This is a genomic window from Vibrio sp. CUB2, from assembly GCF_001557945.1.
Taxonomy (GTDB): Bacteria; Pseudomonadota; Gammaproteobacteria; order Enterobacterales; family Vibrionaceae; genus Vibrio; species Vibrio owensii.
The window spans coordinates 190655-213276 of sequence record NZ_LNRB01000006.1; the positions used below are offsets into that span (position 1 = coordinate 190655).

Below are 22622 nucleotides of genomic sequence, written 5' to 3' on the forward strand. Positions count from 1 at the left end.
AGCAAATAAAACAGTGATTTATTTAGATTGACGCAGAATTAGTTAAAGTGGATAAAATTTAGCCTTTTGGGGATAAAGGATAATATTAGGTCTTTCTGGGGAAAAGTTGTGGAAATTAAATTGTGATGATTTGGGGAGTATCACCAAGTAGGGCGAAAGACTATAACAGAGTCACCAGACTAAGGCTAGATCAAAATAGAGAAAGCACAAAAATTAGTAACAATGAGCTATAAATCTAAAATAGACGTAGATTTCATCTAATAAGGTGTATATATATACAGCCAAAGTGCAGTAAATTTGAGGAAGGGTATGAGTAAAGTTTATGAACTGGTCTCTGAGTATCAACCATCCGGTGATCAGCCAACCGCTATCAAACAGTTATTGGAAGGGTTAGACGCAGGTCTTGCTCATCAGACGCTATTGGGTGTAACTGGCTCAGGTAAAACATTCACGTTGGCAAATGTGATTGCGCAAGCGCAGCGTCCTGCCATCCTCCTTGCACCCAACAAAACGCTGGCAGCTCAGCTGTATGGTGAGATGAAAGCCTTCTTCCCAAATAATGCCGTAGAGTACTTCGTCTCTTACTATGATTACTACCAACCCGAAGCATACGTTCCAACGACGGACACCTTTATTGAAAAGGATGCTTCAGTTAACGCTCATATTGAGCAAATGCGTTTATCGGCCACTAAAGCCTTACTAGAACGCAAAGATGCGATCATCGTAGCGTCGGTATCGGCTATTTATGGTTTGGGTGATCCGGAATCGTATTTGCAAATGATGTTGCACCTGCGTCGTGGAGATGTGATTGATCAGCGTGATATGCTGCGCCGTCTTGCAGAGTTGCAATATTCTCGCAATGACGTTGCATTCGAACGCGGTCAGTTCCGCGTTCGTGGTGAAGTGATTGATATCTTTCCGGCAGAATCAGACCAAGATGCGGTCCGTGTCGAAATGTTTGATGATGAAGTGGATTGCATTAGCGTATTCGACCCTCTGACTGGAGTGGTGAAACAGCGTGACTTACCACGTTATACCATCTATCCAAAGACTCACTATGTGACTCCGCGTGAGCGTATCCTTGATGCGATTGAAAGCATCAAAGATGAGCTTGAAGTTCGCAAGAAGCAGTTGCTAGATAACAACAAGCTTCTAGAAGAGCAACGCATCAGCCAACGAACTCAGTTCGATATTGAGATGATGAACGAGCTAGGCTTCTGTTCAGGTATCGAAAACTACTCCCGTTACTTAAGTGGTCGAGCGGAGGGTGAGCCGCCCCCAACACTATTCGATTACTTACCTCATGATGGTTTACTGATCATCGACGAATCGCACGTTACGGTTTCACAAATTGGTGCGATGTATAAAGGTGACCGTTCGCGCAAAGAGACGTTGGTGGAGTTTGGCTTCCGTTTACCTTCAGCATTGGATAACCGTCCGATGAAGTTTGAAGAATTTGAGGCGATTTCTCCACAGACGATATTTGTATCAGCGACACCAGGTAACTACGAGCTGGAAAAATCAGCCGATGAGATTGCTGATCAGGTTGTACGCCCAACGGGTCTGCTCGATCCGGAATTGGAAGTACGTCCGGTATCGACTCAAGTTGATGACTTGTTGTCTGAAATTCGCATTCGAGCGGCGAAAGATGAGCGCGTTCTGGTGACAACGTTAACCAAGCGCATGGCAGAAGACTTGACCGAATACCTTCACGAGCACGATGTAAAAGTTCGATACCTTCACTCAGATATCGACACCGTTGAGCGTGTCGAAATTATTCGCGACCTTCGTTTAGGTGAGTTCGACGTGTTGGTAGGGATCAACTTGTTGCGAGAAGGTCTCGATATGCCCGAAGTATCGCTGGTGGCGATCTTGGATGCAGATAAAGAAGGCTTCTTGCGTTCAGAGCGTTCATTGATTCAGACCATTGGGCGTGCAGCTCGTAACATCAAAGGTAAAGCGATTCTTTACGCAGATTCGATCACTAAATCGATGAAGAAAGCAATGGACGAAACGGATCGTCGCCGTGAGAAGCAAAAAGCATATAACGCAGAGATGGGCATTGAACCTCAAGCCTTGAAGCGCAATATCAAAGACATTATGGAGCTGGGGGATATCACTAAGTCCAAACGTCAACGGAACACTAAGCAAGTTCCGTTATCGAAAGTGGCAGAGCCTTCGCAAACCTACGAAATTATGTCTCCACAGCAGTTGGAGAAAGAGATCAGTCGTCTAGAAGCGGCGATGTACCAACATGCTCAAGATCTGGAATTTGAATTAGCAGCGCAAAAGCGTGACGAGATTGAGAAGTTACGCGAGCAGTTCATCGCTAACAGTTGATTGATTGCTTCATTCCATGCCCAAGTGTTTGTGTTTACATAAATCGCTTGGGCACTTTCTTTCCCCTTACTCAACAGACAAAAAAGAAGCCAATAGGCAGTCGGATCTATTGGCTCGTTTTGTGAACATATCGTTCACTAACAACGTCAGTTGGCTAGGTGACCCGAGGGGTCATTAGTTTAAGAGCATGGTTTGTGCCATAATTTAACCTGTTGATATTCGGTTTAGTTTATTTAGAATACCCACAATCTTACGAATGATTATTTGCAAAATGCAAAGCGTAATGCGATTATTATTTAAAACACAACAAAAAATCGGCTAGGCTATGCAACAAATAACAGAAGGTCAAAAGTCTCGTTATCTACTAATGGTAGAAGACACCGCATCTGTCGCGGCATTGTACCGTTCTTACCTAACGCCACTCGGCATCGATATCAATATTGTTGGTACAGGCAGAGACGCAATCGAAAGTCTGAACCACCGTATTCCTGATCTTATTCTGCTCGATCTTCGTCTACCTGATATGACGGGGATGGATGTATTGCACGCAGTGAAGAAAAGTCACCCAGACGTGCCAATTATCTTTATGACTGCCCATGGCTCTATCGATACTGCGGTAGAAGCAATGCGTCATGGTTCTCAAGATTTCTTAATTAAACCATGTGAAGCTGACCGTTTACGCGTCACGGTAAATAATGCGATCCGTAAAGCTACCAAGCTTAAAAATGAAGCGGATAATCCGGGCAACCAAAATTACCAAGGCTTTATCGGCAGTAGCCAAACCATGCAGCAGGTTTACCGCACTATTGACTCGGCGGCGAGCAGTAAAGCAAGTATTTTCATCACGGGTGAAAGTGGTACTGGTAAAGAGGTGTGTGCCGAGGCAATTCACGCAGAAAGCAAACGTGGTGATAAGCCGTTTATCGCCATTAACTGTGCTGCCATCCCTAAAGATCTGATTGAGAGCGAGCTATTTGGTCACGTAAAAGGTGCATTTACTGGCGCGGCAAATGACCGACAAGGTGCGGCTGAGCTTGCTGACGGTGGCACTTTGTTTCTTGATGAGCTTTGTGAGATGGACCTAGACCTCCAGACAAAGTTACTAAGATTCATTCAAACGGGGACGTTCCAAAAAGTCGGTTCTTCGAAGATGAAGAGTGTGGACGTACGTTTTGTTTGCGCAACGAACCGCGACCCTTGGAAGGAAGTGCAAGAAGGGCGTTTTCGTGAAGACTTGTACTATCGTTTGTACGTGATCCCATTGCACCTTCCACCGCTGCGTGAGCGTGGCGAAGACGTGATTGAAATTGCGTATTCGCTACTGGGCTATATGTCTCACGAGGAAGGCAAGAGTTTTATCCGTTTTGCACAAGATGTGATTGAACGTTTCAACAGTTACGAATGGCCGGGTAACGTTCGTCAGTTGCAAAACGTGTTGCGCAATATAGTGGTACTGAACAACGGCAAAGAAATTACGTTGGACATGCTGCCACCACCACTGAATCAACCAGTGGTTCGTCAATCGATTTCAAAATTTATTGAACCTGAAATCATGACGGTGTCAGACATTATGCCGCTTTGGATGACTGAAAAAATGGCCATCGAGCAGGCGATTCAGGCGTGTGAAGGCAACATTCCACGCGCTGCGGGCTACTTAGATGTCAGCCCATCGACGATTTATCGCAAGTTGCAAGCTTGGAATAGCAAGGACGAAAAACAGAACGTATGAGTACGGACGTATTAAATCAGCAAAAAATTGAAGAACTCTCTGCCGAAATTGGCCGTGATAATGTTCCTGTTTTGCTTGATATTTTTCTTGGGGAAATGGATACCTACATCAGCAACCTATCCACTCTTGTAGGTACTGAGCAGTTGGTTTACTTAAAAGAGATAAGCCACGCGTTGAAGAGCAGTGCAGCAAGTTTTGGTGCTGATCGATTGTGTGAACTGGCTATTGCCATTGATAAGCAAGCCAAAGCAAATCAGTTGGCAGAGCAGGGGAGTGAAGTTGGTGAGATGCTCGATTTACTGCATGTGACTCGCGAGACTTACCGCTCTTGGACAAAGTAACCAACTCAGATAACCAAATAAAGCAATAACAGCTGTATATAAACAAGAAGCCCTTCCGATGTAGAAGGGCTTTTTTATGAACTTTGCTTAATGATGATTAATCAGTGAGTAACTGGCTCTCAATTGCAAGCTTCAGCTTTTCGCGGTCGTGACGCCAATCGCGGTTAGTCGACGCCAATGATTCAGTGACAACGTTCCAGTTATCTAGAACTTCTTGTTCGGTCTCTTCGGCTAATACGACATCTATTTTTCTGCCTTGGCAAGCGCGCTCACACCATTCAAGCTTTTGCTTCATCGTCATTCGACCTGCAGGGCCATATTCCGGGCTTAAGTTCGCTACAAAAATGACTTTTGCTTTTTGGTTAGCGGCAATCGCTTTACCAAGTTCTGGCAATAGTAGTGGCGGCATGATGCTCGTTAAGAAGCTACCAGGGCCAAGAATAATTACGTCTGCTTCTGCCAGTGCAGTCACCGCTTCTTTCGTTGCAGGAACTTCTGGCGACAGATCGAGGCGACGTAAATCGGTGTCCATCTCATCAACGTTGGTTTCACCTGTCACCCACTGCCCATCCACTGACAACGCGGTGAGATCGGAAGGGTGCTCAGACATAGGAAGAATGTGAACGTCCACTTTGAGCATGTTACGGATAAGATTGATCGCATCGAGAGGGCGTACCGATAGGTTATCCAGTGCGGTCAGCATTAGGTTACCGAGGTTGTGTCCGTCGAGTTCACCAGTACCTTTAAAGCGGTACTCGAACATCATCGAACTGATCGATGGCTCGGTGATCAACTGGTTGATACAGTTACGCGTGTCACCCCAAGCAATGCCACCCTGACAATGACGAATACGGCCAGTTGAACCGCCGTTATCGGTTGTGGCCACAATGCCCGTTGCATTGCTGCCAAAATCTTTTAACGCCGCCAACATACGGCCCAAACCGTGACCACCGCCAACTGCGACCACTTTCTTATCGGTGTAGATATTCATTACGTTCTTCTAATAATCTTGTAAAAAACGACTACAATTTAACTTAATGAGTGCCAAAGGGGTACTCACTAAGCGGTAAATTGTGTTTCTAGAGAGTTTTTTATCACTCAAGTCTGGATTCCATTACAAATATTAAGTATTTTACACGGCAAAGCTATCAGGGGTTTATCTCCTCTGGTTGCCATAACTCCGAGCTCACTATGCTAAGTCCTAGGATAAGCGTCTTGAGCCAGTGACATACTGTCACAAGGGCATACTTGGAAATGATTATGCCTCCCGTGTTTGGAAAGGTGTTCCGTGGCGCAACAATTCGAAGACAAATTTCATCGTAAGTTCTATTACTTGCGTCTGTCAGTGACTGACGTATGTAATTTTAAATGTACCTATTGCCTTCCTGACGGCTACAAGCCATCGGGCAATAAAAACTCGTCATTTCTTTCTCTCCCAGAGATCAAACGTGTTGTAAAAGCGTTTGCAGATTGTGGTACCTCAAAGGTACGTATCACAGGTGGTGAGCCGAGTTTACGCAAAGACTTTACTGACATTATCCACTCAGTAGCAACCACGCCGGGTATCAAAAAGGTCGCGACAACGACCAATGGTTACCGTATGGCAAAACAAGTTGCTGACTGGCGTGAAGCTGGCTTGACCAACATCAACGTGAGTGTGGATAGCCTTGACCCGCGTATGTTCCATCAAATCACAGGTGAAAATAAGTTCACTGAAGTGATGAATGGTATCGAACGTGCATTTGAAGTGGGTTATGAGCAAGTTAAAGTTAATGTGGTACTAATGAAAGACCTCAACCACAACGAGCTACCTGCTTTCCTCAACTGGATTAAAGACCGTCCTATACAACTGCGTTTTATCGAGCTAATGCAGACGGGAGAAATGGATGATCTGTTTGCTAAGCACCATGTTTCTGGTGTCGCTATCCGCAATCAATTAATTGCCAATGGTTGGTTACTCAAAGTACGTTCTCATAATGATGGTCCTGCACAGGTATTTGTTCATCCAGATTATAAGGGTGAAATTGGCCTGATCATGCCATACGAAAAAGACTTCTGTGAGAGCTGTAACCGACTTCGTGTCTCCGCTTTGGGTAAACTGCATCTGTGTCTGTTCGGTGACCATGGCGTGGAACTGCGTGACCTACTAGAGCGTGACGAGCAAGAAAATGAATTGATTGAACGTATTCAAGCGCAGCTGCAAACGAAATCCGTGAGTCACTTCTTGCACGATGGCAACACAGGTATGACGCCACATCTCGCGTCTATCGGCGGTTAATTCCAATCAGATTTCACATCGGGAGCTGACGTGGCTTTCGATGATTTTTCCAGAATCGATACTCTGCGTATCAAAGCAAAAATAGAGAATAGGTGAACTAATGGGTCACGCTGAAAGCAAATTTCAACCTGCAAACATTGCCGTTCTGACGGTATCTGACACTCGTACTGAAGAAAACGACACCTCTGGTGGTTACCTAGTTGAACACGCAAAAGAAGCGGGTCACAACGTAGTAGATAAGCAGATCGTTATCGATGACATGTACAAGATCCGTGCGATCGTTTCTCAATGGATTGCTGACGAAAATGTACAAGCAATCATGATCACTGGCGGTACGGGATTCACTTCACGTGACAGCACGCCAGAAGCACTTAAGCCACTATTTGATAAAGAAGTAGAAGGTTTCGGTGAGCTATTCCGCTTGGTTTCTTACGAAGAGATTGGTACTTCAACCATTCAGTCTCGTGCGATCGCTGGTTTCGCTAACCACACTGTTATCTTTGCAATGCCAGGTTCTACTGGTGCGTGCCGTACTGGTTGGACGAAGATCATCAAGCAACAGCTAGATGCAAGCCATCGTCCTTGTAACTTCATGCCACACCTATCTGTATAACCTTTCCTAAAAGCGAAGGAAAAACAATGACCCAATTTACACATATCAACGCGTCTGGCGAAGCTAACATGGTGGACGTATCAGCAAAAGCGGAAACCGTTCGTGAAGCACGTGCTGAAGCGTTCGTGCACATGGCTCCAGAAACACTGCAACTTATTGTTTCAGGCCAACACCACAAAGGTGATGTGTTTGCGACGGCTCGTATTGCTGGTATTCAAGCAGCTAAGAAAACATGGGACTTGATTCCTCTTTGTCATCCTCTGTTGCTTTCTAAGGTTGAAGTTCAACTGGAAGCTATCGAAGCAGAAAACAAAGTACGTATCGAATCTGTATGTAAGCTAGCGGGTAAAACGGGCGTGGAAATGGAAGCGCTGACGGCGGCTTCAGTGGCGGCGTTAACGATTTACGATATGTGTAAAGCGGTGCAGAAAGACATGGTTATTGAACAAGTTCGTCTTCTAGAGAAGACGGGCGGTAAATCTGGACACTTCAAGGAGGAATAATGATTAAAGTACTTTTCTTTGCTCAAACGCGAGAGCTAGTTGGTATGGATGGTCTAGAACTTGAAGGCCAGTTTGATAATGTAGAAGCCATTCGAGCTCACCTTGTTGAGTCAGGTGCTGACAAAGAAGGCAAGTGGGATTTAGCGCTAGAACCAGGTAAGTTACTGGCAGCGGTAAATCAGTCTATCGTGCCTTTAGATACAGCTGTGAAAGCGGGTGATGAAGTTGCCTTCTTCCCACCGGTAACAGGGGGCTAATATGGATCCTCGCGTTTCTGTACAAGCTGAAGACTTTTCGGTCGATCAAGAGTACCAACGCCTATCAGAAGGCACGTCTTCTGGTGCCGTAGTGACCTTCATCGGTAAAGTTCGTGATATGAACCTTGGCGATAACGTGATTGGTCTTCACCTAGAACATTATCCGGGTATGACGGAGAAAAGTCTGATCGACATCTGTGATGAGGCGGAATCACGTTGGCCTTTGTTAGGCGTTCGTGTTATCCACCGTATTGGTGATCTCGATACTGGTGACCAAATCGTTTTTGTTGGTGTGTCTAGTGCACACCGTGGTGCGGCATTTGATGCTTGCGAGTTCATTATGGACTTTCTAAAGACTAAAGCACCATTCTGGAAAAAAGAGCGCACCACCAGTGAAAACCGCTGGATTGAGTCTCGCGATACCGATCATCAAGCTGCACAGCGTTGGGAAAAGTAGGGTAGTTTTTTATTCTGCTAGCAAATCGTTCAAAGCCAGATGTTAATAGCGTCTGGCTTTTTGTTTTTTTAGCATAAAAAGCGAGCTCATTTTCTACTCTCACTTGCCGTCAAAACCACCATTTTTCCTCTCTTTCTCCTCTCGGTGACCTTGTTCACAATAAAAAATATCGAACGAGATATATGCAATTATTAATTAGACTCAATGTGTCATAAATGTTAATTTTTGTACATATATCTAGCATAAGATGCTATCAAAGAGTTTGAATTTAGATTTATCGAAAGTTTTGCCTGTCAAATGACCATGCGAATCTGTATTTCTCTACTCAATACTTTTTGTGCGGTATTTATTGCTAAATATGGGCACTATTTACAGAATTATTAGTTTTTTTGCTACATTTTTATGGCAAATTACTTCAATGGTTGCTAATGTGTGCCGCAGTCTTTGTAAGGTTTTAGTGTTTTGTGCTCAAAAAGTGCGCTAAAAAATTCTAAAATTCTGACCGTTCCAGTCCCTTGCAGAGAAGTCATGGATGCTAATGAAAAACTTGGAGTTTTACGCATGTATAAGAACAAAATCACCCAAGCCCTTCTTCTAGGTGCTGGTCTGGCAGTGGCTGCCTCTTCTACTACCGCTTTCGCTGCTGACGTTCCAGCAGGCACTAAACTTGCTGAGAAACAAGAAATCGTTCGCGGTAACGGTACCGAAGTTGCAACAATTGACCCGCACAAATCTCAAGGTGTTCCAGAGTCGCATGTGATTCGTGATCTCCTTGAAGGCTTAGTGAACCAAAATGCAGACGGCGACACTATCCCTGGTGTAGCTGAGAGCTGGGAAACCTCAGACAACAAAACTTTCACTTTCCACCTACGTAAAGACGCTAAATGGTCTAACGGCGATCCTGTAACAGCACAAGATTTCGTTTACAGCTGGCAGCGTGCAGTCGATCCTGCAACCGCTTCGCCATACTCTTGGTACATGGAATACACCAAGATGAAAAACGCGAAAGACATCGTTGCGGGCAAGAAAGACAAGAGCGAGCTAGGTGTTAAAGCGACAGACGACCACACACTTGTGGTTGAGCTAGACACAGCGGTTCCTTACTTTGTAATGATGGCTGGTCACACAACAATGAAACCAGTACACAAAGCGACAGTTGAGAAGTTTGGTGATCAATGGACGAAACCAGAAAACTTCGTAGGTAACGGCGCTTATGTAGTAAACAACTGGGTTGTGAACGAGCGTCTAGAGCTTGTTCGTAACGAACAGTACTGGGATAACGACAAAACTGTTATCAACAAAGTAACGTACCTTCCAATCGAAAACGGCGTTGCTGAAATGAACCGTTTCCTATCTGGTGAAATCGACTTCACGTCTAAACTGCCGACTGAGCACTTTAAGCGTCTGAAGAAAGAGCACCCAGAGTCAGTATCGGTTGAAGGCAGCCTGTGTACTTACTACTACTCATTCAACACTAAGAAAGAGCCTTTCAACGACGTTCGCGTTCGTAAAGCGATTTCTTACGCTATCGACCGTAACATCGTAGCAAACGCGATTCTTGGCCAAGGTCAGAAGCCTGCTTACTTCCTAACGCCTGAAATCACTGCGCACTTCAACCCTGAGCTACCAGCTTACGGCAAGATGACGCAAAAAGAGCGTAACGAAGAAGCGGCACGCCTATTGGCAGAAGCGGGTTACGGCAAAGACAACCCTCTTAAGTTCTCTCTCCTATACAACACAGATGAGAACCACAAGAAACTAGCCGTAGCGCTTGGTTCTATGTGGAAGAAAACTCTAGGTCTAGACGTAACACTAGAAAACCAAGAGTGGAAAACTTACCTATCTACGAAAGACCAAGGTGATTTCGAAGTAGCACGCGCTGGTTGGTGTGGCGACTACAACGAAGCATCTTCATTCCTAACCCTTATGGTTAGCTCGAACACAACTGGTGGTCAGCACTGGGGTAACAAAGAGTACGATGCACTGATCGACAAAGCGATCAAGTCAACTTCAGAAGAGGAGCGTACCAAGATCTACCTAGAAGCTGAGCAACTGATGGCTCAAGATATGCCTATCGCGCCTATCTACCAGTACGTTCGTTCTCGTCTACTAAACCCGCACGTTGGTGGTTTCCCTGCTAACAACGCGGAAGAAAAGATCTACACCAAAGATCTTTACATCAAAGCAGACTAATTAAAGTCGCTTCAAGACTATAAGAATAAGGCCCACACGTCCCAACAACGGGACGTGCGGTGCCTATCATCAATTTTTTTAACTGTCACAGACTGAAAGAGTGAGTTTATGCTTAAATTCATCGCAAAAAGGATATTTGAGGCGATCCCAACAATGTTGGCTTTGATCACCGTATCTTTCTTTCTTATGCGTTTCGCACCGGGTAACCCATTCTCGAGCGAGCGTCCATTACCGCCAGAAGTTATGGCGAACATTGAAGCCAAATACGGCCTAGATAAGCCAGTATTTGAGCAGTACACCACGTACTTGACTAACGTTGTCCAAGGCGACTTTGGTCCTTCATTCAAATACTTAGATTACACAGTAAACGAGCTAATCTCGGTAGCACTACCAGTATCGGCGAAGGTAGGTTTCATTGCCTTTATCTTCACGGTCATTCTCGGGGTGACGATCGGGACCATAGCCGCGCTCAAACAAAACTCGTGGCTTGACTACACCATTATGTCTACGGCGATGCTTGGGGTAGTAATGCCATCCTTCGTGTTGGCGCCAGCTTTGATTTACTTGTTCTCGCTCCACTGGAATTTATTCCCTGCAGGCGGTTGGCATGATGGCTCATGGCAATATTTGGTGCTGCCAGTGATTGCAATGTCACTGCTTTATGTCGCCACGTTTGCTCGTATCACCCGTGGTTCAATGATCGAGACATTGAACAGTAACTTTATCCGTACTGCCCGTGCGAAAGGTCTAAGCTACCGTTACATCATCCTGAAACACGCATTAAAACCAGCCCTGCTTCCTGTAGTGTCTTACATGGGACCTGCGTTTGTCGGCATTATCACCGGCTCGGTAGTTGTTGAGACCATCTTTGGTCTGCCAGGTATTGGTAAGCTGTTTGTAAACGCAGCCTTCAACCGTGACTACTCGCTAGTAATGGGTGTAACCATTTTGATTGGTTTCCTATTCATCTTGTTCAACGCTATCGTTGATATTCTGCTAGCAATGATTGACCCGAAAATTCGCTACTAACAGGGAAGTATGGTTATGTTAACGAAAAAAGAGAATCTTGAAGCGGTCGAGAAATTTGCAGAGAACCTGGAAGTTGAAGGCCGTAGTTTGTGGCAAGACGCCCGCATCCGCTTTATGCGTAACAAAGCGGCGATGGTGAGCTTGTTCATTCTTGCATTGATGACCCTTGCGGTAATCTTCCTGCCAATGCTGGCACCTTACACATTTGACGATACAGACTGGTACGCTATGCACGTTGGTCCAAGTGCTGAGCACTGGTTTGGTACTGACAGCTTAGGTCGTGACCTCTACGTACGTACGCTGATTGGCGGTCGTATCTCTCTAATGGTTGGTGTTCTAGGTGCGTTGGTTGCGGTTGTGATTGGTACGCTTTACGGTGCGGCTTCTGGCTTTATCGGCGGTAAAGTTGACCGTATCATGATGCGTATTCTTGAAATCCTATACGCGGTTCCGTTCATGTTCCTAGTTATCGTACTGGTAACATTCTTTGGCCGTAACATCGTTCTTATCTTCGTCGCTATCGGTGCTATTGCGTGGCTAGATATGGCTCGTATCGTACGTGGTCAAACGCTAAGTCTACGTAGTAAAGAATTTATTGAAGCGGCACACGTTTGTGGTGTGAGCAAGTGGAAGATCATCACTCGCCACATCGTTCCAAACGTACTGGGTATCGTAGCGGTTTACTCAACTCTACTTATCCCAAGCATGATTCTGACTGAATCATTCCTTTCATTCCTTGGTCTTGGTGTACAGGAACCAATGACAAGTTGGGGCGCACTTCTACAAGAAGGTTCGCAAACAATGGAAGTGGCAATCTGGCAGCTGGCGTTCCCAGCAGCATTCATGGTTGTGACTCTATTCTGCTTCAACTACGTTGGTGACGGTCTGCGCGATGCGCTGGATCCAAAAGACAGATAATTAAAAATAGAAAGAATAAAGGAAGCAATGATGAGTTTATTAGATGTCAAAGATCTGCGCGTCGAATTTACCACGCAAGATGGTATCGTAACCGCAGTAAACGATTTGAACTTCTCTCTGAATCAAGGTGAGACCCTAGGTATCGTAGGTGAGTCTGGTTCAGGTAAGTCACAAACTGTATTCGCAATCATGGGTCTACTGGCTAAGAACGGTATTATCTCTGGTAGTGCGAAATTCGAAGGTAATGAGATTCTTAACCTTCCAGAAAAAGCGCTGAACAAGGTTCGTGCGGAACAGATCGCTATGATCTTCCAAGACCCGATGACGTCTCTTAACCCATACATGAAAGTGAGCGATCAGCTGATGGAAGTACTGATGCTGCACAAAGGTATGGGCAAAGCAGAAGCGTTCGAAGAGTCGGTTCGCATGCTTGAAGCAGTAAAAATCCCAGAAGCTCGTAAGCGTATCACCATGTACCCACACGAGTTCTCAGGCGGCATGCGTCAGCGTGTAATGATCGCAATGGCACTACTGTGTCGTCCAAAACTGCTTATTGCGGATGAGCCAACGACGGCATTGGACGTTACGGTTCAAGCGCAGATCATGGATCTGCTGAACGAACTGAAATCTGAGTTCAACACTGCAATCATCATGATCACGCACGACCTTGGTGTCGTAGCGGGTTCTTGTGACAAAGTACTGGTGATGTACGCAGGTCGTACCATGGAGTACGGCACTGTGAACGAAATCTTCTACAACCCAAGCCACCCTTACGCGGAAGGTCTATTGAAGGCGATTCCTCGTTTGGATACAGAAGGCGAGATTCTACCGACGATTCCTGGCAACCCGCCTAACTTGCTTCGTCTACCACCTGGCTGCCCTTACCAAGATCGCTGCCACCGCGTGATGGATCGTTGTAAGCGTGAAGCACCAATTCTGACGCCGTTTGGTGATGGTCGTCAGCGTGCATGTTTTTCTGAATGGGAGGCTTGGAGCAAATGAGTACAGACAAAAAACTAATTCTGGATGTATCTGATCTGAAAGTTCACTTCAGCATTGCATCAAAATCTGCATGGCCTTGGGCAAAACCTTCAAGCCTAAAAGCGGTAGACGGCGTAAACGTTCGTCTATACGAAGGTGAGACTCTTGGGGTAGTAGGTGAGTCTGGTTGTGGTAAGTCGACGTTTGCTCGCGCGATCATTGGTTTGGTTGAAGCAACAGATGGCGAAGTAGTTTGGTTAGGCCAAGACCTAACGAAGATGAAAGACGTCCAACGTCGTGAAACACGCAAAGAAATCCAAATGATTTTCCAAGATCCTTTGGCTTCTTTGAACCCGCGTATGACAGTCGGCGACATCATCGCTGAGCCGCTAGAGACGTTCTACCCAGAACTGACTAAGCAAGAAGTGAAAGACCGCGTTAAAGAGATGATGGCGAAGGTAGGTCTACTGCCAAACGTTATCAACCGTTACCCACACGAGTTCTCAGGTGGTCAGTGTCAACGTATTGGTATCGCTCGTGCGCTTATTCTAAAGCCGAAGATGATCATCTGTGACGAACCGGTATCAGCACTGGACGTATCGATTCAAGCTCAGGTTGTTAACCTATTGAAAGAGCTTCAGAAAGAGCTTGGTCTTTCATTGGTATTCATCGCGCACGATTTGTCAGTGGTGAAACACATCTCTGACCGCGTATTGGTTATGTACCTAGGTAACGCTGTTGAACTGGGTGAGGCGGAAGCATTGTTTGCCGATCCAAAACACCCATACACACGTGCGTTGATGTCAGCGGTTCCAATTCCGGATCCGGAAATTGAACGCAGCAAGAAGATTCAGATGCTAGAAGGTGATCTACCATCACCAATTAATCCTCCTTCTGGTTGTGTGTTCCGTACTCGTTGTCCTCAAGCGACGGATGAGTGTGCGAAGACCAGACCACACATCGAAGGTTCAGACGTTCACGCGGTATCTTGTCTACACGTAGCAGTGTAATTAAATTCAGCCTGTGACGGGCTTAAGCGCGGCTCCTTTTATAGGGTCGCGCTTTTTTTATGCCTACGATATTGGCCGGAATTAGTTCATTCGAAATTCTTGAACAAGATGGACTAAGTGGCCGGATTATAAGCTTTGCGTGATTCGCTAATATAGTGGAAAACAAATTATGAGGAGAGCAGTCATGGGTAAGTTAGTTGAGGGCGTTTGGCACGATGTATGGTACGAGACTAAATCTAATGGCGGTAAGTTCGTTCGTGAAGATGCAGGCTTTCGTAATTGGATAAAGAACAAACCCGATGCGATATTCCAGCCTGAAACGGGCCGTTACCACCTTTACGTTTCTCTTGCTTGTCCGTGGGCGCACCGCACGCTGATCTTCCGCAAACTCAAAGGTTTGGAAAATCACATCGATGTCACGGTCGTTTGCCCAGACATGCTCAGCGAAGGTTGGCAGATGGGCTTACCTGAGCCACTGTTTGGCCATACTCGTATGCACCAAATCTACACTCAAGCTAAGCCCGATTACACTGGTCGCGTTACCGTTCCGGTTTTGTGGGACAAAAAGACCAACACCATCGTGTCGAATGAGTCGTCTGAAATCATCCGTATGTTTAACTCTGAGTTTAACGAACTCACCGGTAATAACGATGATTATTACCCAGAGCAACTTCAAAGCGTGATTGATGAGTGGAATGACTACATTTACCCGAACGTGAATAATGGCGTATACCGTTGTGGTTTTGCGACAACGCAAGAAGCTTATGAAGAGGCGTTTGATTCACTGTTTGCCGCACTGGATAAAATCGATGCTCACCTTGCAACGCATCGTTATCTAGCGGGTAATAAAATCACCGAAGCGGATTGGCGCTTGTTTACGACCCTTGTTCGCTTTGATGCGGTATACGTAGGTCATTTCAAATGTAATAAACAACGCATTGCGGATTACCCAAATATTCAGGGTTATTTAAAAGAGCTATACCAAGTAGAAGGCGTGGCAGAAACCACAGACTTCTACCACATTAAGCGTCACTACTATTTCAGTCACACTGGTATCAACCCAACACAAGTGGTACCAAAAGGCCCTGAATTAGATTTGGATTCGCCTTATGGTCGAGAATCTATCTAAGTTTCAAACCGCTAAGAAAAGTGCTACTTGATGTGGCGCTTTTCTTTTTTCTCAATATCTTCTCACCATCACAGCTTCTTCCTACCGATCACATAAACTGATGATATAACAACCGAACTTTGACTGAGGTGGGGTATGGATATCAATGAGTTTGTCAGTGGCGAGCATCTAATTTGGAATCTGTTTGTTGCTCTGCTTTTGGGGGCGATTGTGGGAACTCAACGTGGCTGGGTGATGCGTAACAGTGTCGAAGGCAGTCGCGTTGCAGGTATTCGCACCTTTTCTTTAGTCGGTTTGCTTGGTGGCTTGGTTGGTATTCTTGCCAATCTGTATACGCCTTTGCTACTCGGCTTTGCTCTTATTGCTTTGGTTATTCTTGCTTGCATTGCATTTGTTATTCAGCAAAAAAAGAGCGAGGATATCAGCATCACCGGCGTGGTCAGTTTGGTGATCACCTTTGTACTTGGCAGTCTGGCTGTTTCAGGTGAAGCGGTGCTGGCTGCGGCAGCAGCAGTCATCACAGCTGTCGTGCTGGATAACAAGAAAGAGCTTCATCAGGCTTTGCAGCGCCTTCAAGAGTACGAACTCGATGCAGCTTTGCGTCTACTGCTTATTTCCATCGTTTTATTGCCTCTTTTACCCAACCAAGCTTACGGTCCTTGGAAGGCGCTGAACCCTTATGAGATTTGGTGGATGGTGGTACTGATCGCCAGTATTTCATTTGTCGGTTATTTCGCGATTAAGATCGGCGGAGCGAAGCGGGGCATATTGTTTACGTCTGTCTTCGCTGGCTTAAGTTCTTCTACCGCACTGACGTTGCAGTTCTCTCATCTTTCACGTGAGCAGGAAGGCATCAGTCCTCTGCTGGCAAGCGGAATCTTATTGAGTTGCGGCACTATGTTTCCTCGCTTGTTGATTGTCCTATCTGTTCTCAATCCTCAATTAGTTAGTTTGTTATGGCCGATTGTCTTAGTCATGATGATTGCACTTTATTTGCCGGCTTGGTGGATATGGCGTCGAAGTGAAGTCGAGAAGATAGAGCAATCAAACAAACAGACTAACCCGTTGGCGCTTCAATCAGCACTGTTCTTTGGTGTTGTGTTGGCGATCATTATGTTGTTATCTCATGCACTTTCAGATTGGTTTGGTAGTGCAGGTATCTTAGTTCTATCTGCGGTGTCAGGGATTACGGATGTTGACGCCATTTCACTGACTTTAGGGCGTCAAAGTACTCAGTCTTTGGCGATCGATGTTGCTGTGCTCGGGATATTTATCGCGGCTTCAGTGAATACCATTGTTAAGATGGGGATGGTACTTATGATAGGCGCTCGTCAACTGTGGGCTAAGGTTGTTCCACCCATGTTGAGTTCGGTTTGTTTGGGTGGGCTTGTCTATTTGGCGCTTTAGAACAAATAACCGTCTGATGCAAAAACAATTTATTAGGTCGCGAGCTAGGTTCCAATCTGTAATTATCAATCAAGTAAAACTCATTCCTTTTTCTATACTGATTCACCAAGTGCTGAGCTTTCGTGCTAAGCGCTAGGAATCTGAACAAGGAAGAAACGATATGATTACTGTATTTCCAGGAGTGGTCGAAGGTACGGGCTTTAAATGGAAAACCGTGGAACAACCTATTACTAAATATAACGACGCTGTGGCCTATTTACGCCAATCTAGTGCGGCGGCAGCACTATTAGATTTTCTTTCGGGAGGCGAAGAGGTCACGTTGCTTTGTACAACTGACACAACCAGCAGCTTTTTTCCTGCAGAAATCGTAAAACAAGCAGGCTGCAATGTTCGCGGCAGTTTAGTGACTTGGAATCCTTTTGATAGCTTGAATGTAAACGACATTAAGCGCAACAAACCCGTTGGGCGCAGTCGTGTGCCAAACAAAAATGTATCTAGAGGGACGCAGTCACCAGCAGTTGGACTTATTCATGAGTTTGGTCACGCGCGTCAATACATGTTGAAACGAGATTGGTTCATGACGCACTATCGCGCAGCCTCAAGTGGCAGCGATAGCGATAGGCTCATCATAGAAAATGATAACTTGCTTACCGTAGAGTCCGTCGTTGCTCGCCAGCTCAATGAAGGTGTTCGTTGGAAGTATAGGGATATTGGATCGAGTAATACGAATTTGAACGTGCAGTATCAATTAAATCGTCCAATGGACCCGATTCTTGTCTAGCAACATGAAATAAAAAACCTCGCCACGGCGAGGTTTTTTCATTCAGAAAGGTGCGGTTAATTAGTTAACTGCTTTTTCTTTTGCTTGGTCAGCTTGATCTGCCTGAATCGCAGTTAGAGCAACTGTGTACACGATATCGTCTACTAGTGCACCGCGAGATAGATCGTTTACAGGCTTGCGCATACCTTGCAGCATTGGACCGATAGATACTAGGTCAGCTGAACGTTGTACCGCTTTGTAAGTCGTGTTACCAGTGTTTAGGTCTGGGAATACGAATACTGTTGCTTTACCTGCTACTGGAGAGTTAGGCGCTTTAGAAGCTGCCACGTTCTCCATGATCGCTGCGTCGTACTGTAGAGGACCGTCGATCACTAGAGCTGGACGTTTCTCTTGAGCAATCTTAGTTGCTTCACGTACTTTATCTACGTCTGCACCCTTACCAGATTCACCAGTAGAGTAAGAGATCATAGCAACGCGAGGGTCGATACCGAATGCCGCTGCAGAATCAGCAGATTGGATAGCGATTTCAGCAAGCTGTTCCGCTGTTGGATCTGGGTTGATCGCACAGTCACCGTAAACCAATACTTGGTCAGGTAGCAGCATGAAGAATACAGAAGATACGATAGACGCATCAGGTGCAGTCTTGATGATTTGGAACGGAGGAACGATAGTGTTTGCTGTGGTGTGAACAGCACCAGAAACTAGGCCGTCTACTTCGTCGTTCTCAAGCATCATTGTGCCTAGGAATACTGAATCTTGTAGCTTCTCACGAGCAACAACTTCAGTCATACCTTTCGCGCCACGTAGCTCAACTAGACGAGCAACGTAGTTTTCACGAACTTCATCAGAGTTGATGATAGTTACGCCAGCACCTAGCTCAACGCCTTGTTGTGCAGCAACGCGACGGATTTCGTCTGGGTTACCTAGAAGCACACATTCAGCGATACCGCGCTCAGCACAGATAGCCGCAGCTTTAACTGTACGTGGCTCGTCACCTTCAGGAAGAACGATACGCTTGCCAGCTTTACGAGCGAACTCAGTTAGCTGGTAACGGAATGCTGGTGGGCTTAGACGACGAGACTTCTGAGTGCCTTCAGTCATAGACTCGATCCAGTTACCGTCGATGTGACCTGCAACGTGCTCGTTGATGAACTCGATACGCTCTTTATCGTCTGCAGGTACTTCGATAGAGAAGCTCTGTAGGTTTAGAGAAGTCTGCCAAGTGTTACCTTGTGCTTTGAAGATCGGTAGACCAGTTTCGAACGCTGGCTTACAAAGACCAGTGATCTCTTCAGGGATGTCGTAACCGCCAGTCAATAGAACTGCACCGATATCAACACCGTTCATTGCTGCAAGTGCTGCTGCAACGATTACGTCTGGACGGTCTGCTGAAGTAACAAGTAGAGAACCTGGTTTGAAGTGCTCAATCATGTTTGGCAGAGAACGTGCACAGAAAGTGATGCTCTTGATACGACGAGTTGCAATGTCACCTTCGTTGATGATATCAGCGTTTAGGTGCTGAGCCATATCGATTGCACGAGTAGCGATAAGATCGATGCTCCATGGCACGCAACCTAGTACACGAATTGGAGAAGTGTTGAAGATTTCCATCACTTTCATTTCGTTTTGCTTCGCGCTGTCTGCATCGTCAAAGATTTCAGATAGGTCAGGGCGAGTACGGCCAGCTTCGTCAACAGGTGCGTTTAGCTTGTTGATGATTACGCCAGAGATGTTCTTGTTCTTAGTACCACCGAAGTTAGAACATGCTACTTCGATGCGCTCTTTAAGTTGAGCTGGGTTGTCTGTACCAGGAGTTGCAACAAGAACGATTTCCGCACCTAGAGTTGCTGCGATTTCCGCGTTCACTTGGTTAGCGAATGGGTGCTTACGAGTTGGTACTAGACCTTCGATAAGCGTTACGTCTGCATCTTTGTTGATTTGGTTGTAACGCTCAACAACAGTTTCTAGCAGCTCGTCCATGTTGTCGTTACCGATTAGGCTTTCAGCAACAGACATCGCTAGTGGTTGACCGATCTTCATATCGCTGTTGTAACCAACGATAGTTGAAGTTAGATCAGGTTGATCACCGCCAGAACGTGGCTGTGAAATTGGTTTGTAGAAAGAAACCTTAACGCCTTTGCGCTCCATTGCGCGAAGAACACCCATGCTTACGCTAGTTAGACCAACACCAGCACTTGCAGGGATAAGCATAATAGTACGAGACATTCGTAGAGTACCTTTAGCTATTGGGGGATAAAAGCTCAACTCTTATTCCATGAATAATTCAGAGAATAGGAGTTAAGCCCCTAAGAAATTCTTTTGGAAGAAAAACTGGCTAGCCGAGTGGCTAGCCAGTTAAATCTATTAAAGACCTGCTAGGCGTGCAGTGTCTTCAGCAATTACTAGCTCTTCGTTAGTAGAGATAACCATTGCTGGGATACGGCTGTTAGCTGTAGTGATAGTACCTTCGCCGCCGAAACGTGCTTTAAGGTTAGCTTCACCATCAACTTCGATACCGAAGATACCTAGACGGTTTAGAACCATTTCACGGATAGGACCAGAGTTTTCGCCGATACCGCCAGTGAAAGTGATTGCGTCTAGACGACCTTCCATAGAAGCAGTGTAACCCGCTACGTACTTAGCTAGACGGTGACAGAACACGTCCATTGCACGAGTTGCTTCTTCTTTCTCACCGTAGTTGTCTTCAACGAAACGACAGTCAGAAGTCACTTCAGTTAGACCAGCAAGACCAGACTCTTTAGTTAGCATGTTGTTGATTTCTTCAACAGAGTAACCTAGAGCGTCGTGTAGGTGGAATACGATAGCTGGGTCGATATCACCACAACGAGTACCCATTACTAGACCTTCAAGAGGAGTAAGACCCATAGAAGTGTCTACAGATTTACCGTTCTTGATTGCACAAACAGAAGCACCGTTACCTAGGTGACAGTTGATGATGTTTACTTCTTCAACTGGCTTGTTTAGTAGGCCTGCAACTTCACGAGTGATGAATAGGTGTGAAGTACCGTGCATGCCGTAACGACGGATACCGTGCTCTTTGTATAGTTTGTATGGAAGAGCGTATAGGAAAGACTCTTCAGGCATAGTTTGGTGGAACGCAGTGTCGAATACAGCAACGTTTTGAAGCTCTGGGAAGTTATGCTTAGCAGCTTCGATACCGATGATGTGCGCTGGGTTGTGAAGCGGTGCGAAAGTCGCAGCGTCTTGAATACCTTTTAGTACGTCATCAGTGATTAGTGCAGATTGAGTGAACTGCTCACCACCGTGTACGATACGGTGACCGATAGCGCCTAGGTTAGCTTTAAGCTCTGGCTTAGAAGCAAGAATAGTTTCAACCATGAACGCTAGTGCTTCTTCGTGTGCTGCACCGTTACCTAGTTGAGCTTCGTGTTTACCGTCAAGTTTCCACTTGATACGTGCTTCAGGAAGGTGAAGACATTCAGCAAGACCTGATAGGTGCTCTGCACCTGTTTCTGCATCAACAACAGCAAATTTAAGAGAAGAACTACCGCAGTTTAAAACTAAAACTAGCTTAGACATGTGTGACTACCTGTTATTCGTCTGATCAAAATCAGTTAAAGGATGAAAAATTAATCACAAGAATAGACGATACCGCCAAGGGTGCGTACTAATCTTGGTCAAAAATTGTTCTAATTCCGTATAAATGAATAGTGATGAACCCATCCACCACTATGAAGCGATCCGTGCAGAATAAAATCTCGGAGTTGCTTAAATTGTAAATAACAGCAACAATGAGATTGAGGGTCTGCAAAGGATAGCGATAATAGGCAATGATAACAAAAAAATTTTGAAAGAATATTAACTTTCATCAATTTTTTGCGCCTTCAGTTGAAATGTTCAACTATTTTTTAGTGAGAGAGCGGTATGAGCAAACAAGTCGGATTGATCCATAGCCTGAAAGACGGCCAAAGTTACATGGAGATCTGGCCGGTTCGTAAAGAGCTGAACGCCATTTTTCCCGAACAACGCATTATTAAAGCAACGCGCTTTGGCATTAAAGTGATGCCAGCGGTCGCCGCGATCGGTGTGCTCACTCAAATGGCATTTAATAACTATGACGCACTTCCTCAAGCGATCGTAGTTGCGCTGTTCGCAATCAGCATGCCGCTGCAAGGTATGTGGTGGTTAGGCAGTCGTTCCAACACCAAATTGCCGCCAGCGTTGGCCTCTTGGTATCGCGAACTGCACCAAAAAATTACGGAATCAGGATTTGCACTAGAGCCAGCAAAAGCTCGTCCAAGATACAAAGAACTTGCGGTGATCCTAAACCGAGCGTTCCGCCAGTTGGATAAGACTGCATTAGAGCGTTGGTTCTAACTCCTCAAATCTACAATTAACTCATTGAAATGGAGTGTGCTTTCTAGCCACTCCATTTTTTATGCCTGCAACATGACTTTTCGCCCTTATCTTAGTTTGCAATAACCGCCTCTCGTACCGATTGCGAGATCACAAATGTTACTTTGTTGTTAAATCTTACTTTTCTTTCCCAACACTTAGCGTTAATAATGACAATTAGATGCACAAAAAGTGCGCAGCAATAAACACAACATCCCATCTTCCGCATTATTTCTGTTGAGCATTCATTTTCGATGAGGCTTTCAGTTCAAGGACGAA

20 protein-coding genes and 1 riboswitch are annotated in these 22622 nt (G+C 45.5%); of the genes, 17 read left to right on the forward strand and 3 right to left on the reverse strand.

Annotation, left to right across the window (positions count from 1 at the left end):
* Nucleotides 1-309 precede the first annotated feature (309 nt).
* The 3 genes from uvrB (at nt 310) to luxU (ending at nt 4410) form a co-directional block, all read left to right on the forward strand.
* Nucleotides 310-2340, forward strand: a complete 2031-nt coding sequence (gene uvrB, locus ATB78_RS12010; protein ID WP_061008768.1) for an excinuclease ABC subunit UvrB — start codon at nt 310-312, stop codon at nt 2338-2340.
* A gap of 325 nt (nt 2341-2665) precedes the next feature.
* Nucleotides 2666-4069 carry a quorum-sensing sigma-54 dependent transcriptional regulator LuxO gene (gene luxO / locus ATB78_RS12015; protein ID WP_061008769.1) on the forward strand — a complete coding sequence of 468 codons (1404 nt, stop codon included), beginning with the start codon at nt 2666-2668 and terminating at the stop codon, nt 4067-4069.
* The gene (luxU, locus tag ATB78_RS12020) at nt 4066-4410 is read left to right on the forward strand and encodes a quorum-sensing phosphorelay protein LuxU (protein ID WP_039842196.1); all 345 of its coding nucleotides are present in this window, start codon (nt 4066-4068) and stop codon (nt 4408-4410) included. The genes luxO and luxU overlap by 4 nt, the downstream gene beginning before the upstream one ends.
* Nucleotides 4411-4507: 97 nt before the next feature.
* Here the strand turns inward: luxU and ATB78_RS12025 are convergent, their stop codons facing one another.
* A complete protein-coding gene (locus tag ATB78_RS12025; RefSeq protein ID WP_005439666.1) occupies nt 4508-5401 on the reverse strand; it encodes a YvcK family protein in 894 nt (297 codons plus the stop codon).
* Between the two features lie 175 nt (nt 5402-5576).
* Nucleotides 5577-5710: riboswitch (molybdenum cofactor riboswitch) on the forward strand.
* Between ATB78_RS12025 and moaA the strand changes: the two genes are divergently transcribed.
* From moaA to ATB78_RS12090, 13 genes are all read left to right on the forward strand, one after another.
* On the forward strand, nt 5699-6688 hold the full coding sequence (gene moaA / locus ATB78_RS12030; RefSeq protein ID WP_005439665.1) for a GTP 3',8-cyclase MoaA: 990 nt from the start codon (nt 5699-5701) through the stop codon (nt 6686-6688). (Overlaps the previous riboswitch by 12 nt.)
* Nucleotides 6689-6788: 100 nt before the next feature.
* Nucleotides 6789-7301, forward strand: coding sequence for a molybdenum cofactor biosynthesis protein B (moaB, locus tag ATB78_RS12035; RefSeq protein WP_005433210.1), 513 nt, complete (start codon nt 6789-6791; stop codon nt 7299-7301).
* A gap of 26 nt (nt 7302-7327) precedes the next feature.
* On the forward strand, nt 7328-7804 hold the full coding sequence (gene moaC / locus ATB78_RS12040) for a cyclic pyranopterin monophosphate synthase MoaC (RefSeq protein WP_061008770.1): 477 nt from the start codon (nt 7328-7330) through the stop codon (nt 7802-7804).
* A complete protein-coding gene (gene moaD / locus ATB78_RS12045) occupies nt 7804-8061 on the forward strand; it encodes a molybdopterin synthase sulfur carrier subunit (protein ID WP_009707280.1) in 258 nt (85 codons plus the stop codon). Before moaC ends, moaD begins: the two co-directional genes overlap by 1 nt.
* Nucleotide 8062: 1 nt before the next feature.
* Nucleotides 8063-8518, forward strand: a complete 456-nt coding sequence (moaE, locus tag ATB78_RS12050) for a molybdopterin synthase catalytic subunit MoaE (RefSeq protein WP_009707279.1) — start codon at nt 8063-8065, stop codon at nt 8516-8518.
* 561 nt (nt 8519-9079) lie between these two features.
* Nucleotides 9080-10711: an ABC transporter substrate-binding protein gene (locus ATB78_RS12055; protein WP_009707278.1), complete on the forward strand. Its 1632-nt coding sequence runs from the start codon at nt 9080-9082 to the stop codon at nt 10709-10711.
* Nucleotides 10712-10819: 108 nt separating this feature from the next.
* Entirely contained in the window at nt 10820-11740 is a 921-nt protein-coding gene (gene oppB, locus ATB78_RS12060; protein WP_061008771.1) for an oligopeptide ABC transporter permease OppB, read from the forward strand.
* A 15-nt stretch (nt 11741-11755) separates the two neighbouring features.
* On the forward strand, nt 11756-12658 hold the full coding sequence (gene oppC, locus ATB78_RS12065) for an oligopeptide ABC transporter permease OppC (protein WP_020196374.1): 903 nt from the start codon (nt 11756-11758) through the stop codon (nt 12656-12658).
* A gap of 30 nt (nt 12659-12688) precedes the next feature.
* Entirely contained in the window at nt 12689-13660 is a 972-nt protein-coding gene (locus ATB78_RS12070) for an ABC transporter ATP-binding protein (protein ID WP_009707275.1), read from the forward strand.
* Nucleotides 13657-14649, forward strand: a complete 993-nt coding sequence (gene oppF, locus ATB78_RS12075; RefSeq protein ID WP_005439644.1) for a murein tripeptide/oligopeptide ABC transporter ATP binding protein OppF — start codon at nt 13657-13659, stop codon at nt 14647-14649. The genes ATB78_RS12070 and oppF overlap by 4 nt, the downstream gene beginning before the upstream one ends.
* Before the next feature lie 184 nt (nt 14650-14833).
* Nucleotides 14834-15778: a glutathione S-transferase family protein gene (locus ATB78_RS12080; protein ID WP_061008772.1), complete on the forward strand. Its 945-nt coding sequence runs from the start codon at nt 14834-14836 to the stop codon at nt 15776-15778.
* A 135-nt stretch (nt 15779-15913) separates the two neighbouring features.
* Entirely contained in the window at nt 15914-17185 is a 1272-nt protein-coding gene (locus tag ATB78_RS12085; protein ID WP_061008773.1) for an MgtC/SapB family protein, read from the forward strand.
* Nucleotides 17186-17345: 160 nt separating this feature from the next.
* Nucleotides 17346-17966, forward strand: coding sequence for a hypothetical protein (locus ATB78_RS12090; RefSeq protein WP_020196378.1), 621 nt, complete (start codon nt 17346-17348; stop codon nt 17964-17966).
* A gap of 60 nt (nt 17967-18026) precedes the next feature.
* Here the strand turns inward: ATB78_RS12090 and pta are convergent, their stop codons facing one another.
* Nucleotides 18027-20192 carry a phosphate acetyltransferase gene (gene pta, locus ATB78_RS12095; RefSeq protein ID WP_061008774.1) on the reverse strand — a complete coding sequence of 722 codons (2166 nt, stop codon included), beginning with the start codon at nt 20190-20192 and terminating at the stop codon, nt 18027-18029.
* 138 nt (nt 20193-20330) lie between these two features.
* On the reverse strand, nt 20331-21527 hold the full coding sequence (locus tag ATB78_RS12100) for an acetate kinase (RefSeq protein ID WP_005439639.1): 1197 nt from the start codon (nt 21525-21527) through the stop codon (nt 20331-20333).
* Nucleotides 21528-21872: 345 nt separating this feature from the next.
* Here ATB78_RS12100 and yfbV point away from each other — a divergent pair, with 345 nt between their 5' ends.
* Nucleotides 21873-22325: a terminus macrodomain insulation protein YfbV gene (gene yfbV, locus ATB78_RS12105; protein ID WP_005439638.1), complete on the forward strand. Its 453-nt coding sequence runs from the start codon at nt 21873-21875 to the stop codon at nt 22323-22325.
* Nucleotides 22326-22622: the final 297 nt, after the last annotated feature.